At 65.0% G+C, this 13,540-nt stretch carries 13 protein-coding genes; 7 read left to right on the top strand and 6 right to left on the bottom strand.

The genetic code is table 11. The annotated features are described in order from the left end of the window. Window positions 1–132: 132 nt before the first annotated feature. From HU772_RS00545 to HU772_RS00515, 7 genes are all read left to right on the top strand, one after another. Window positions 133–1,791, top strand: coding sequence for a Na/Pi cotransporter family protein (locus HU772_RS00545; protein WP_186652675.1), 1,659 nt, complete (start codon window positions 133–135; stop codon window positions 1,789–1,791). A 31-nt stretch (window positions 1,792–1,822) separates the two neighbouring features. Further along, entirely contained in the window at window positions 1,823–3,229 is a 1,407-nt protein-coding gene (locus HU772_RS00540) for a M16 family metallopeptidase (protein ID WP_186652676.1), read from the top strand. A 129-nt stretch (window positions 3,230–3,358) separates the two neighbouring features. Then, entirely contained in the window at window positions 3,359–4,381 is a 1,023-nt protein-coding gene (locus HU772_RS00535; protein ID WP_186652678.1) for a DUF5924 family protein, read from the top strand. Window positions 4,382–4,535: 154 nt separating this feature from the next. Beyond that, window positions 4,536–5,669, top strand: a complete 1,134-nt coding sequence (locus tag HU772_RS00530; RefSeq protein WP_186652680.1) for an ABC transporter permease — start codon at window positions 4,536–4,538, stop codon at window positions 5,667–5,669. After that, window positions 5,666–6,451 carry an ABC transporter ATP-binding protein gene (locus tag HU772_RS00525; RefSeq protein WP_225923074.1) on the top strand — a complete coding sequence of 262 codons (786 nt, stop codon included), beginning with the start codon at window positions 5,666–5,668 and terminating at the stop codon, window positions 6,449–6,451. Before HU772_RS00530 ends, HU772_RS00525 begins: the two co-directional genes overlap by 4 nt. 3 nt (window positions 6,452–6,454) lie before the next feature. Then, window positions 6,455–7,393 (top strand): MlaD family protein, encoded by a 939-nt coding sequence (locus HU772_RS00520; RefSeq protein WP_186652681.1) that lies wholly within the window; start codon window positions 6,455–6,457, stop codon window positions 7,391–7,393. Beyond that, window positions 7,390–8,004, top strand: a complete 615-nt coding sequence (locus HU772_RS00515; protein WP_186652683.1) for an ABC-type transport auxiliary lipoprotein family protein — start codon at window positions 7,390–7,392, stop codon at window positions 8,002–8,004. The genes HU772_RS00520 and HU772_RS00515 overlap by 4 nt, the downstream gene beginning before the upstream one ends. Here the strand turns inward: HU772_RS00515 and HU772_RS00510 are convergent. From HU772_RS00510 to HU772_RS00485, 6 genes are all read right to left on the bottom strand, one after another. Further along, window positions 7,986–9,215: a nucleoside recognition domain-containing protein gene (locus HU772_RS00510; RefSeq protein ID WP_028688661.1), complete on the bottom strand. Its 1,230-nt coding sequence runs from the start codon at window positions 9,213–9,215 to the stop codon at window positions 7,986–7,988. The two genes, HU772_RS00515 and HU772_RS00510, sit on opposite strands and share 19 nt — an antisense overlap. 250 nt (window positions 9,216–9,465) lie before the next feature. Further along, window positions 9,466–10,800 (bottom strand): glutamate/aspartate:proton symporter GltP, encoded by a 1,335-nt coding sequence (gene gltP, locus HU772_RS00505; RefSeq protein WP_186652686.1) that lies wholly within the window; start codon window positions 10,798–10,800, stop codon window positions 9,466–9,468. 727 nt (window positions 10,801–11,527) lie between these two features. After that, entirely contained in the window at window positions 11,528–11,998 is a 471-nt protein-coding gene (locus tag HU772_RS00500) for an inhibitor of vertebrate lysozyme family protein (RefSeq protein ID WP_186652688.1), read from the bottom strand. A 5-nt stretch (window positions 11,999–12,003) separates the two neighbouring features. After that, window positions 12,004–12,165, bottom strand: a complete 162-nt coding sequence (locus HU772_RS00495) for a DUF1328 domain-containing protein (RefSeq protein ID WP_003252966.1) — start codon at window positions 12,163–12,165, stop codon at window positions 12,004–12,006. A gap of 44 nt (window positions 12,166–12,209) precedes the next feature. Next, window positions 12,210–12,494: a hypothetical protein gene (locus HU772_RS00490; protein ID WP_186652689.1), complete on the bottom strand. Its 285-nt coding sequence runs from the start codon at window positions 12,492–12,494 to the stop codon at window positions 12,210–12,212. Window positions 12,495–12,668: 174 nt separating this feature from the next. Beyond that, window positions 12,669–13,490: a BON domain-containing protein gene (locus HU772_RS00485; RefSeq protein ID WP_186652691.1), complete on the bottom strand. Its 822-nt coding sequence runs from the start codon at window positions 13,488–13,490 to the stop codon at window positions 12,669–12,671. Window positions 13,491–13,540: the final 50 nt, after the last annotated feature.

Raw genomic sequence — 13,540 nt, 5'->3', positions numbered from 1 at the left:
CAAGCTGGCGCCAGCCAGGCAAAACAACTAAAGCTTCAGTGAGCACTGAAAAAAACAGCCCACCCCCGGGCCAGGCTCACCGCCGCACCCATTGGCCCCACCCAGGGGCATAGAAGAATAGGGGGCCCGACCATGCTGACCCTGCTCAACCTGCTCTCCGCCGTGGCATTGCTGGTGTGGGGCACCCATATCGTGCGTACCGGCATCCTGCGGGTGTACGGCTCGAACCTGCGCCGCGTGCTCGGCCAGAACATGAACAAACGCCCACTCGCGTTCATCGCCGGCATCGTGGTCACCGCCATGGTGCAGAGCAGCAACGCCACCGCCATGCTGGTCACCTCATTCGTCGGCCAGGGCCTGATGGCCATGACCCCGGCGCTGGCGATCATGCTCGGCGCCGACGTCGGTACCGCGTTGATGGCGCGGGTGCTGACTTTCGACCTGTCCTGGCTGTCGCCGCTGCTGATCTTCCTCGGAGTGATCTTCTTCCTCTCGCGCAAGCAGACCCGCGCCGGCCAGTTGGGGCGGGTGGGCATCGGCCTGGGCCTGATCATCCTGGCCTTGCAACTGATCGTCCACGCCGCCGCGCCCATCACCCACGCCCAAGGGGTGAAGGTGCTGTTCGCCTCGCTGACCGGCGACATCCTGCTCGATGCCCTGATCGGCGCTCTGTTCGCCATGATTTCCTACTCGAGCCTGGCCGCCGTGCTGCTGACCGCCACCCTGGCCGGCGCCGAGGTGATCAGCCTGCCGGTGGCCATCGGCCTGGTGATCGGCGCCAACATCGGCAGCGGCCTGCTCGCCTTCCTCACCACCAGCCTGCAGAACAGCGCCGGGCGCCGCGTGGCGCTGGGCAGCCTGCTGTACAAGATCATCGGCCTGCTGCTGATCATCCCGGTGCTGCACCCACTGGTGGCGTGGATGGACAGCCTGAGCTTCAGCCCCCAGGAGTTGGTGATCGGCTTCCACCTGCTCTACAACACCTTGCGCTGCCTGCTCATGCTGCCGACGGTCAAGCCGATGGGGCGGGTGTGCAGCTACCTGTTGCCCGAGCGCGACAACGGCAACGGCCACACCCTGCCACGCCACCTTGACCCGACCGCGCTGAACACCCCCAGCCTGGCCCTGGCCAACGCCGTGCGCGAGACCCTGCGCCTGGGCGATATCGTCGACAGCCTGCTCGAAGCCATGCTCGGTGCCCTGCGCGGCACCCAGACCGCCATGCCGCAGCAGGTGCGGACCCTGGTCGAGGATGCCGAGGCCTTGTACAACGCCATCAAGCTGTACCTGGCGCAAATGCCCCGCGAGGATCTCGGCGAGCAGGACAACCGGCGCTGGGCGGAAATCATCGAGCTGGCGATCAACCTCAAGCTGGCCAGTGACCTGATCGAGCGCATGCTGCGCAAGGTCCAGCAACAGAAGACCTCGCAGCGGCGGGAGTTTTCCCAGGTCGGCCTGGAGGAACTGACCGGCCTGCAGGAGCAACTGCTGGCCAACCTGCGCCTGGGCCTGTCGGTGTTCCTCAGCGCCGACCCGCAGAGCGCGCAGCAGTTGCTGCGCGAAAAGCGCCGCTTCCGCGCCCAGGAACGGCGCCTGGCCCATGCCCATGTCAGCCGCCTGCAACGTAAAGTGGTGCAGAGTATCGAGACCAGTTCGCTACACTTGGAGCTCATTGCCGACATGCGGCGGTTGAACTCTTTGTTCTGCAGCAGTGCCTATGTGGTACTGGGCGGCACCGACACCGGCGGGCTGATGCTCGACAGCGTGCCGGACGAAGCCCGCCAGCCCTGACCGCGCCCACCCCGGAGACCGAAGCTCGCCCATGCGTTGCCTGATGTTCGTTTGCCTGCTGATCTGCAGCCTGCCAACCTTCGCCCTCGACCGCTCGCGGGTGGAGGGCTACCTGTTGCCCAACGGCCTACAGGTGATCCTCAAGTCTGGCTACGAGCGCGACCATGTGTCGATCCGCCTGGTGGTCGGTGTTGGCCTGGACGACTTCGCCTGCGACCAGCGCGAACTGCCGCACCTGCTCGAGCACCTGCTGTTCAGCGGCATCGACGACACCGGCGAGGGTGGCCTGGAAGAGCGCATGCAAGCCCTGGGCGGTGAGTGGAATGCCTACACCAGCAGCGCCGACACCACCTTTGTCATCGAGGCCCCGGCGCGCAACCAGCGCAAGGTGCTCGACCTGCTGTTGGCGGTGATCCGCGACACGCGCATCGACGCCAAGGCCCTGGCCACCGCCAAGACCATCATCGAACGCGAGGACGGCGGCCACTACGGTCGCCTGCAGCGCTGGCTCGACCGCCAGGACATCGGCCATCCGGCCAGCGACCAACTGGCCACCGAGCTGGGCCTCAAATGCCCCGAACGCTCCAACCTCGACGACATGACCCTGGAGCAGGTGCAGCACCTGCGCGAACAGTGGTACGCGGCCAACAACATGTCGCTGATCGTCGTCGGCGGCCTCGACCGCCTGCTGCCGGCCTATCTGGAACGTACCTTCGGCGAGCTGCCGGCGACCGAGCCCGAGGAACGCCGCAGCCTGGAAAGCATCAGCCAGCAGGCCGAACAGCGCCGCGACCTGACCCGCGGCTGGCTGGGCGACAACGTCAAGCTGCACTGGCTGTTCATCGAGCCGACCCTGGAGGAGGGCCACGACCAGACCCTGGAGCTGCTCTCGCGCTATCTGGACTGGGCGCTGTACGACCAGTTGCGCCTGCGCCATGGCCTGTCCTATGGCCCATCGGTGCAACGCGAGAGCTTTGGCGACAGTGGCATGCTCAGCCTCAATGCCGACCTCGAGCGCCAAGACGTCGACGCGGCGCAGAAGGTGATCGAGCAACTGTTCGAGCACCTGCGCAAGCACGGCCTGGACCCGGACACCTTCGCCCGCATCAAGGAAGCGGCGATCGCCCGGGAAAGCTGGACCACCCAGGGCAATGCGGCACTGGCCGACTATTACTGGGGCGCGCTCAACGCCTACGAGGACGGGCGCTTCACCGATCCGGTGCGGCTGCTGCGCCAGGTCAGCCTCAAGCAGGCCGATGCGGCGCTGCGCGAGCTGCTCAAGGAACCGGGGTACCTGCGCATCGAGCAGCCGTTGCTGGGGTATGACGAACTGTATGGGCTGGTGGCGCTGGTGCTGGGGCTGATCCTGGCTGCGGGGCTGATTCGTCGGCGCCGTGTGGTGGCCAGTCGCCCTGGAGGTGCTACACGGGAGCCGTGATTCAGCGGTATCCTGTAGCGGCCTCTTCGCGGGCAAGCCCGCTCCCACAGGGTTCTCGACAGGCACTGTGGGAGCGGGCTTGCCCGCGAAGAGGCCGCTACCTCCACCTCACCTTCCTGTTGTAAACCCATGCCCCCTATCCCCAGCTTCGTCCTGCGCATCATCGAGCTGCTCAAACGCTACCCCGGCATCATCGCGCTCTACGGCTTCCTCTCGGGAATCGGCAGCTTCATCCTGGTCGACCGCCAAGCCGGCCTGGCCAGCTGGATCGCCATCGTCATGCTGGTCAGTTGGGTCTGGCTGATGCTGGAGAACACCCTCACCGAGCTGTTCGCCCGCACCTTCAAACGCGAGATCCCGCAGCCGCTGCTGCGCTTCGCGACGCAGATGATCCACCAGGAAAGCCTGTTTTTCGTCCTGCCGTTCTTCTTCATCACCACCACCTGGAACAGCGGCCAGCTGATCTTCACCGGGCTGCTCGGCGCCGCCGGGCTGATCTCGATCGTCGACCCGCTGTACCACAAGTGGCTGGCGCCGCGGCGCTGGCTGTTCCTCGCGCTGCATACCCTGACGCTGTTCGCCGCGATGCTCACGGCGCTGCCGATCATCCTGCACCTGACCACCGCGCAGAGCTTCAAGCTGGCGCTGATCGCCGCCATGGTGCTGTCGTTCCCGAGCCTGGCCAGCAGCTTCCCGATCAACTCCTGGCGCCGCGGCGTGGCCCTGGTGCTGGTGACCCTGGCCGTGGGCGCAGGCGGCTGGCTGCTGCGCTCCTGGGTACCGCCCGCGACCTTGTGGATGACCGATGTGGCGGTAAGTACCGAAGTGATCAACCGCCAACCGGGAGCTTCGCTGGAAGAGGTTCCCGCCAGCCGCATCCGCAGCGGCGGGTTGTACGCCTACACCGCGATCAACGCGCCGCGAGGCTTGGACGAGCGCATCTACCATGTGTGGCAGCTCGACGGCAAAGAGGTCGACCGCATCGCCCTGGACATCCACGGCGGGCGCAAGGAGGGCTACCGGGCCTGGACCCACAAGCAGAACTTCCCGCCGAACCCGGTGGGCAAGTGGCAGGTGCGGGTGCTGACCGAGGATGGCCAGGTGATCGGGGTGCTGCGGTTCAAGGTGGTCGACGACGTGCCAGCATCCTGACGCGACACCTGTGGGAGCGGGCTTGCCCGCGAACACCAGCGAAGCTGGTGCCTGAGTCTGCGGTGCCTGCTTCGCGGGCACGCCCGCTCCCACAGGAATCCCCGTCGACCATGCTGCTGCGCTATGATCAGCCTCTGTGCCCTCAGCCAGACGCATGGAACTTATGACCGTCCCGAGCGCCACCCTGGACACCCTCCAGCAGCCATCCCGCCTGCATATCGCCGGCGACTGGACCCTGGCCCACTACGCCAGCCTCAAGCGCGAATGCGAGCGCCTGGGCAGCCAGTACGGCGATGACACCCAGGTCGACCTCAGCCAGCTGGGCCGTCTGGACACCGCCGGTGCCTCGCTGTTGGCCGAGCTGTTGGGCGCTGAACGCCTGTCGCGCTGCACCGACGAACTCCCCGACGCCAGCCGCGCGCTGCTGAAGAATGTCTACAGCTCGGTGCAGGACTATTGCATACCGGTCAAGGAGCCCCAACGCCCGGTGCTGCTCCTGCTGTTGGCCCGCATCGGCTGCGCCGTCGACCAGCTGTGGCAGGACACCCAGCAAGTCCTGGGCTTCATCGGCCTGATCCTGCAGACCCTGTTCCTGCGCCTGTTCCAGCCGCACCGCTGGCGCGTCACCCCAGTAGTCGCCCACCTCGAACAGACTGGCCTGGATGCCGCGCCGATCGTCGCCCTGCTGACCTTCCTGGTGGGCGCGGTGGTGGCCTTCCTCGGCGCCACGGTGCTGGCCGACTTCGGCGCGACCATCTTCACCGTCGACCTGGTGGCGTTTTCCTTCCTGCGCGAGTTCGCCGTGCTGCTCACCGCCATTCTCATGGCCGGGCGCACCGCCAGCGCCTTCACCGCGCAGATCGGCTCGATGAAGGCCAACGAAGAAATCGACGCCATCCGCACTCTCGGCCTGAACCCCATCGAACTGCTGGTGGTGCCGAGGGTACTGGCGCTACTGATCGCGTTGCCGCTGCTGACCTTCGTCGCGATGCTCTGCGGCATGGTCGGCGGCGCCGTGGTCTGCGCCCTGACGCTGGACATCTCGCCGGCCATGTTCCTCTCGCTGCTGCAGAGTGACATCGGCGTGCAGCACTTCCTGGTGGGCCTGGCCAAGGCGCCGTTCTTCGCCTTCCTGATCGCCGCCATCGGTTGCCTGGAAGGCTTCAAGGTCAGCGGCAGCGCCGAATCGGTCGGCGCCCACACCACCTCGGCCGTGGTGCAATCGATCTTCGTGGTGATCGTGCTGGATGCGGTGGCCGCGCTGTTCTTCATGGAGATGGGCTGGTGACTGAAGCCGTGATCGAAGTCCGGGGCCTATGCAACCGCTTCGGCAGCCAGAGCGTGCACGAAAACCTCGACCTGGACCTGTATCGCGGCGAGATCCTCGCCGTGGTCGGCGGCTCTGGCAGTGGCAAGTCGGTGCTGCTGCGCAGCATCGTCGGCCTGCGCCGGCCCAACGAAGGCACGGTCAAGGTGTTCGGCCAGGACCTGGCCACGCTCGACGAAACCCAGCGCTCGCTGGTCGAACGCCGCTTCGGCGTGCTGTTCCAGAAGGGCGCGCTGTTCTCGTCGCTGACCGTGACCGAAAACGTCGCCCTGCCGCTGATCGAGCATGCCGGGCTGTCGCGGGCCGACGCCGAGCACCTGGCCGGGGTCAAGCTGGCCCTGGCCGGACTGCCGATCAGCGCTGCCGACAAGTACCCAGCCTCGTTGTCCGGCGGCATGGTCAAGCGTGCCGCCCTGGCCCGCGCCCTGGCCCTGGACCCGGACATCCTGTTCCTCGACGAGCCCACCGCCGGCCTCGACCCGATCGGCGCCGCCGCCTTCGACCAGTTGATTCTCACCTTGCGCGACGCCCTGGGGCTGTCGGTGTTCCTCATCACCCACGACCTGGACACCCTCTACACCATCACCGACCGAGTGGCGGTGCTGTCGCAGAAGAAAGTGCTGGTGGCGGGCCCCTTGGCCGAGGTCGAGCAGACCGTTGATCCGTGGATTCACGAATACTTTCACGGCCCGCGTGGCCGGGCGGCCGAAGACGCCGCCCTGCGCGCCCGCCAGGAGCGCTGAACGATGGAAACCCGAGCTCATCATGTCTTGATCGGCCTGGTCACCGTGCTGGTGGTGGCCGGCGCCATGCTGTTCGGCCTGTGGCTGACCAAGTCCAGCGTCGACGATGCCTTCAAGGATTACGAAGTGGTGTTCAACGAGGCGGTGTCGGGCCTGAGCCGCGGCAGCCCAGTGCAGTACAACGGCATCAAGGTCGGCGACGTCAGCAGCCTGCGCCTGGACCCGAAGGACCCGCGCCGGGTGCTGGCACGGGTACGCCTGAGCGGCGATACCCCGGTCAAGGAAGACACCCAGGCCAAGCTGACCCTGGCCGGGGTGACCGGCAACGCGTTCATCCAGCTCAGCGGCGGCACCCCGCAAAGCCCGGAACTCAAGGGCAAGGACGGCAAGCTGGCGGTGATCATCGCCTCGCCCTCGCCGATATCGCGCCTGCTCAATGACAGCAGCGACCTGGTGACCAACATCAACCTGCTGCTGCACAACGCCAACCTGATGTTCTCCGAAAGCAACATCGAGCGCCTGAGCAACACCCTGGCCAATCTCGAGCAGACCACCGGCGCCTTCGCCAGCCAGAAGGGCGGCATCGCCGACGCCATCGAGCAACTGGCCCAGGTCGGTAAGCAGGCCAACGCCACCCTCGCCGAGACCCAGGCGCTGATGCGCAACGCCAACGGCCTGCTCGGCACCCAGGGCAAGCAGGCCATCGGCAGCGCCGAGCAGGCCATGCAGTCGCTGGCCGAGAGCACCGCCACCATCAACAGCCTGCTCAAGGACAACCGCCAGTCCCTGGACGACGGTGCCCAGGGCCTGAATCAGATCGCCCCGGCGATTCGTGAGCTGCGCGAGACCCTCAATTCGCTCAAGGGCATCTCCCGGCGCCTGGAAGCCGACCCGAGCGGCTACCTGCTGGGCCGCGACAACAACAAGGAGTTCCAGCCATGACCCCGTCGCTGCGCCTGGCCTTCGCCGCCACCACCCTGAGCCTGGTTTCGGCCTGTTCGATCCTGCCGCAAAGCGAGCCTGTGGATATCTACCGTCTGCCGGTGAACCAGTCGGCCCGCGCCGCCGCGCCGCTGGACTGGTCGCTGCGCCTGAACAAGCCGCTGGCCAGCGAGACCCTGGCCGGGCCGCGTATCGCGGTGATCCCCCAGGGTGACGTGATCAGCAGCTACAAGGGCGCACGCTGGAGCGACCCGGTGCCGATGCTGGTACGCAACCGCCTGCTCGACGGCTTCCAGCGCGATGGCCGGGTACAGCGCTTGAGCGCCGACGACAGCAACCTGCAGGCCGACTACGAACTGGGTGGCGAACTACAGGCGTTCCAGAGCGAATACCGCGCCGGCGGGGCAGTGGAGGTGGTGATTCGCTACGATGCACGGCTGGTGCAGGGCCGGAGCCAGCGCATCCTCGCCAGCAAGCGCTTCGAAGTGCGCCAGCCGTTGAACGACAACAAGGTTCCGGCAGTGGTCGCCGGCTTCGGCACGGCCAGCGACCAACTGGCGCGCCAGGTGATCGACTGGACCGTCAGCCAGGCTCAGGCGAAGAACCAGTAGCAGACGAAGATTGCCGCGATCACCCCGGACAGCTCGGCCAGCAGGGCGCACCCCACGGCGTGGCGCACACGCTGGATGCCCACCGCGCCGAAGTAGACTGCCAGCACATAGAAGGTGGTCTCGGTGCTGCCCTGGATGGTCGCCGCCACCAAGGCTGGGAAGCTGTCCACGCCCTGGGTCTGCATGGTCTCGATCAGCATGGCCCGCGCCGCGCTGCCGGAGAACGGCTTGACCAGCGCGGTGGGCAGCCCTTCGACGAAACGCGTATCCAGGCCCATCCAGTTCACCGCATGGCGAATGCCGTCCAGGGCCAGCTCCAGCGCCCCTGAGGCGCGCAACACGCCGACTGCCACCAGCATCGCCACCAGGTAAGGCAGCAGGCTCTTGGCCACGTCGAAGCCTTCCTTGGCGCCTTCGACGAAGGCCTCGTAGACTTGCACCCGCCGCAACGCGCCGATCACCAGGAACAGGATGATCACCCCGAACAGCGTAAGGTTGCCGAGGATCGACGACAGGCTGGCCAACGCGGCCGCCGACAGGGTGCCGAGGAACGCCATGAAACCGCCCAGCAGCAGGGCGCCGGGAATCAGGTAGGCGAGCACCACCGGATCCCACAGGCGCAGGCGCTGCATCACCGCCACCGACAGCAGGCCGACCAGGGTCGAGCAGCTGGTCGCCAGCAGGATCGGCAGGAACACCATGGTCGGATCGGGCGCGCCTTGCTGGGCGCGGTACATGAAGACGGTCACCGGCAGCAGGGTCAGCGACGAGGCGTTGAGCACCAGGAACAGGATCTGCGCATTGCTCGCCGTGGTGCTGCTGGGGTTGAGCTCCTGCAGCGCGCGCATGGCCTTCAGGCCGATGGGCGTGGCGGCGTTGTCCAGGCCCAGGCCATTGGCGGCGAAGTTCATGGTGATCAGGCCCAGGGCCGGGTGGCCGGGCGGCACTTCCGGCATCAGCCGGGCGAACAGTGGGCCGAGGACCTTGGCCAGCCATTCAACGATGCCGGCCTTCTCGGCGATTTTCAGGAAGCCCAGCCACAGGGTCAGGGTGCCGAACAGCAAGACCATGACTTCCACCGACAGCTTGGCCATGGCGAAGATGCTCTCGACCATGGCGGCGAAAATGCCGGCGTTGCCGCCCACCAGCCACTGGGCCAGGGCGGAGATGGCCGCCACCAGGAAAAAGCCGAGCCACAGGCCGTTGAGCATCCGTGTGTTCCCCCGTGAAAAATGCCCGAATGATAGCGCATGCCGGTGCCTGGCTGGAGGCCGAGTACCTGTAGGAGCGGCCTTGTGTCGCGAAAGGGCTGCGCAGCGGCCCCGGCGATTTTGCATGATGCCGAGACTCTGGGGCCGCTGCGCGCCCCTTTCGCGACACAAGGCCGCTCCTACAGGGGGAGTGGTTGCCTATAAAACAAAAAGCCCCGACTAGTCGGGGCTTTTTGTTCAGCTCAGCGGCTTACTGGTTGACGGTCTTGCCCGCCACCACGGCCTCGCTCTTGCCTTTGTCCAGCACCAGCGACTGGTAGTACGCCGCGCCTTTCTCGGCGTCGTACATGCCTTGCCACTTGGCGATGACCACCGCGGCCAGGGCGTTGCCCACCACGTTCAGCGCGGTACGGGCCATGTCCATGATGCGGTCGACACCGGCGATGAAGGCCAGGCCTTCCAGCGGGATACCCACGCTGCCCAGGGTGGCCAGCAGCACCACGAACGACACGCCCGGCACGCCGGCGATGCCCTTGGAGGTGACCATCAGGGTCAGCACCAGCAGCAGCTGCTGGCTCCAGGACAGGTCGATGCCGTACAGCTGGGCGATGAAGATCGCCGCGATGCTCTGGTACAGGGTCGAACCGTCGAGGTTGAACGAGTAGCCGGTCGGCACCACGAACGAACAGATCGACTTCGGCGCACCGTACTTCTCCATCTTCTCGATCACACGCGGCAGCACGGTCTCGGAGCTGGAGGTGGAGTAGGCGAGGATCAGCTCGTCCTTCATGATGCGCATGATCTTGATGATCGAGAAGCCGAACACGCGCGCCACCAGGCCCAGCACCATGAAGGCAAAGAAGGCGATGGCGAAGTACACCAGCAGCACCAGCTTGGCCAGCGGCAGCAGGGAGGCGAAGCCGAAGTTGGCGACGGTGGCGGCGATCAGGGCGAACACGCCGATCGGGGCGTAGTTCATGATCATGTGGGTGACCTTGAACATGGTCTCCGACACGCCCTGGAAGGTACGCACCAGCGGCTCGCGCAGATCGGCATTGAGGCTCGACAGCCCCATGCCGAACATCACCGAGAAGAAGATGATAGGCAGCATTTCGCCACGCATCAGCGCTGCAAAGATGTTCGACGGGATCAGGTTGAGCAGGGTCTCGATGAACGCGTGCTCATGCTGCACCTCGGCCGCGGTGGCCTGGTACTTGGAGATGTCGACGGTACCCAGGGTGCTCATGTCGATGCCGGCGCCCGGGTGGAACACATTGGCCAGGACCAGGCCGACGACGATGGCGATGGTGGTCACCACCTCGAAGTAGATGATGGTCTTCAGGCCGATGCTGCCCAGTTTCTTCGCGTCGCCAACCCCGGCGATGCCCACGATCAGCGACGAAATCACGATCGGGACGACGATCATCTTGATCAGGCGAATGAAGATGTCGCCGGCCGGCTGGAGGACGTTGCTGATCCACCATGCCTTTTCCGCACTGAAATGATTCAGTAGCGCGCCGACTGCAACGCCCAGCAACAGACCGATGACGATCTGCCAGGCGAGGCTCAGTTTTGCCTTCTTCATGTCATTACCCTTTGTTGTAGTGGTCACGAGCATCGGTCTGAAAAGCCCATCCCAGAGCCTTGGAAAGGATCATGGATGGTAACTTTGCGGGCCGCTGCCCCTCTGTAAGGACACCGCGAGCGAGCTTGGCTGGCGCTCGGGCCGAGGAAAAAGGCGGCAACTATTGCGACGCAGGCAGGGGCAGTCTAATGCCGGAAACGACTACCCCATGCCGAATCGGCATGAGACCAGAAGACAAAATCGGGCATCGCCAAGCCCTTGATTTTCAACGTTCGGATTTCCGAACAAGACCAAAACGCCATTTTTCGGCAGATTTGGCGGACTGACGCTATGGGTGGAAGTGGCGTGTTCGACAATCCGAATGGCTGAAATGCCACTCAAGCTGACGCGTCGGACAGGTAAAAAAATTTCGATGTACGGTAGCGACAAAATGTGTCTGAGAAAAAAGTCGCCCGTATATAAGGAAGGATTCCTACATAAGGCGCTTCGGAAGCCAGATCGGTCACACGCCTCTGTGCGTCACCGACCTGCAACTTCCGATGCCACCCTCTCCTGACCCGGCCCATTGCGGAGGCACTCCCTGTGCCCCTAGGCCACTCCGATCCTGCAACAATCAGAACAGCCCGGCCCCCTGGTCATGCGCCGTCCCTCCTCGGGGCGGCGCATCATAGAAGCCTGAAAGATAAAAAGGTTCAGCTTCTATTGCGTTACAGCGCGCTGCCGTTGGTCAGTACCAGTTCGGATCACGCTTGAGTTGTTCGCGCAACAGCGCCTTCATCCCATCGTCCGGCTTGCCCAGCCAGCGATAGTCGGCGTGACGAGTGGGTGACTTGTCTGCGGGCAGGCCTTCGGGCACTTCCACGAGCATCCCGTAGGCGTCGTCCTTGTCCCAGCTGAACGCCACGATCAGACGCTTGTAGGTGCATTTGTCCTCGGCTTCGCAAAGGGGGCCGACCAGGTACTGGTCGCCGTCCTCGGTCACCGCCGACATCTGCTGCGCCGAGCTGCCGCTGAGGTTGATCACCCACTCGGGCAAGCGTTCTTCCTGCTTGATGGTCTTCTGCCAGGTCTGCCGGTATTCCGGGTCGCTGCCCAGCAACTGGTTGACCCGGACCTGACCGTCGTTGGCGGCCATAGCCGCCGCGCCACCGCCCAGCAACAGGGCGGTGACCAGCGCCTTGGGGAGCATCCTGCCCATGATCGTCAACCTCTGCCGCGGCCAAAGAAGAAGGACGCCACGAACAGCACCAGGAAGACGATGAACAGGATCTTCGCGATACCGGTGGCAGCGCCGGCGATACCACCAAAGCCCAGGACCGCGGCAACGATGGCGATGATCAGAAAGGTGATTGCCCAACTAAGCATGATGTTTCTCCTTTTCTCGTGCGAAATCGGTAAGCGGTGGGAGATCAGAACACCCAGCGTTCCTGGGGCTCGACGCGCTCGAGGACTGCCGGCGCGGTATCGGCCTGGGCCAGTGGCTCGGCGGCCCTGACCAGGGTGTTGCCGGTGTTCGCCCGCAATTGCGTCAACAGTGCGGTCTGCGCCGCCACCTGTTCGGCCAGCCGGGCGGTCTGCCAGCTGTAGTAGGCCTGCCCGGCCACCAAGGTGAGCAGTACGGCCATGGCGAGGAACAGCAGCTGACGCAATGGCCATTCGGCGACCTGTGCGCGGTTGACGTTGGGGCGATTCATGCCGGCTCCTCCTGCTGTACTTGTTATCCATGCTGGAAGGATCAGTGCAGGCTGCATGCCAGTCTGTTTTATTTATTAAAATCCTTATAAATCAATTAGTTACTAATATTACTCAGCTATTGCAAGGACGTATCCTGCACGATGCCCGCTGGTCGACCGTGCGATTTGCACGATTCAACCTTCCAGCTTGGTCGCGACCTTCAACAGGTCGGCGTCCACCCCGCGCACTCCGACAATCTGCCGTGCCACCTCCACCGCGATGGTTTTCTGCTCACTGCTGACCACCTCGCCGGCCAGCCTGACCAGCCCCTGTTCGCTGGCGACCTTGAGGTTCAGCCCATCGAGGTTGCGGCTGAAGCGGTAGCTGGCCCGGATCTTGTCCACTATCCAGCTGTCGCTAGGCTGTGGGCCATCCAGCGCGTCCACCGGCGTCTCCCGGGCCTTGGCCAGCCCAGTGCTGTCCAGGCTGACCAGGTTGTTGACCAGGTGCACGCCGGTAGTAGTGCGCGCCAGCACCCCGGCCAGCTCTTTGGCCTCAGGGCTGTCCACCTTGCCGCGCAAGGTCACCACGCCCTCACGACTTTCCACCGCGATGGGCGCCTGTTCCGTCACCCGGCTCCACAGCAAACGGGCACGAATCACCGCAGCCAAGGTGGCGTCCTCCAGACGCTGGGCATAAGCGCGCAGTTCCTGTGGCTGCTCCACCAGTTGCGGGTTGACCCGCAGCTGGTTGTCGACCTGCTCCACGCCGAGGGTGGCCAACGCCACCTGCTCGGCCAGGGCGTGCTCCACCGGGTTCTCGACCTCACCGGTCAATCGCGCCCGCTGCCCTTCGACTTGCACCTTTATAGAGAAGGGGTTGAGCATGCGGTTGAGCGACAGCGCCGTCTGCAGGGCGCCTTCGAGACGGGCGTCCTGTACTGGGTCGGCCAACGCCGGGGCAATCATCGGGAGCAGGCAGACAGCCAGCGCGGTCATTCGGAGGGAATAGCACATGAATAGATCTCCTTGCGAATAGCTCAACCCAAGGCAGGCGCAAGCGGTGT

This window comes from Pseudomonas xantholysinigenes, assembly GCF_014268885.2.
Classification (GTDB): domain Bacteria; phylum Pseudomonadota; class Gammaproteobacteria; order Pseudomonadales; family Pseudomonadaceae; genus Aquipseudomonas; species Aquipseudomonas xantholysinigenes.
The sequence above is the reverse complement of the archived record's forward strand: the minus strand, read 5'-3'. Positions and strand labels throughout refer to the sequence as shown.

Coding starts and splice junctions, on each gene's coding strand:
- HU772_RS00495 (WP_003252966.1), bottom strand. CDS start 12,165: ATGCTTAGTTGGGCAATCACCTTTCTGATCATCGCCATCGTTGCCGCG.
- HU772_RS00515 (WP_186652683.1), top strand. CDS start 7,390: ATGACCCCGTCGCTGCGCCTGGCCTTCGCCGCCACCACCCTGAGCCTG.
- gltP (WP_186652686.1), bottom strand. CDS start 10,800: ATGAAGAAGGCAAAACTGAGCCTCGCCTGGCAGATCGTCATCGGTCTG.
- HU772_RS00535 (WP_186652678.1), top strand. CDS start 3,359: ATGCCCCCTATCCCCAGCTTCGTCCTGCGCATCATCGAGCTGCTCAAA.
- HU772_RS00500 (WP_186652688.1), bottom strand. CDS start 11,998: ATGGGCAGGATGCTCCCCAAGGCGCTGGTCACCGCCCTGTTGCTGGGC.
- HU772_RS00545 (WP_186652675.1), top strand. CDS start 133: ATGCTGACCCTGCTCAACCTGCTCTCCGCCGTGGCATTGCTGGTGTGG.
- HU772_RS00490 (WP_186652689.1), bottom strand. CDS start 12,494: ATGAATCGCCCCAACGTCAACCGCGCACAGGTCGCCGAATGGCCATTG.
- HU772_RS00510 (WP_028688661.1), bottom strand. CDS start 9,215: ATGCTCAACGGCCTGTGGCTCGGCTTTTTCCTGGTGGCGGCCATCTCC.
- HU772_RS00540 (WP_186652676.1), top strand. CDS start 1,823: ATGCGTTGCCTGATGTTCGTTTGCCTGCTGATCTGCAGCCTGCCAACC.
- HU772_RS00530 (WP_186652680.1), top strand. CDS start 4,536: ATGGAACTTATGACCGTCCCGAGCGCCACCCTGGACACCCTCCAGCAG.
- HU772_RS00520 (WP_186652681.1), top strand. CDS start 6,455: ATGGAAACCCGAGCTCATCATGTCTTGATCGGCCTGGTCACCGTGCTG.
- HU772_RS00485 (WP_186652691.1), bottom strand. CDS start 13,490: ATGTGCTATTCCCTCCGAATGACCGCGCTGGCTGTCTGCCTGCTCCCG.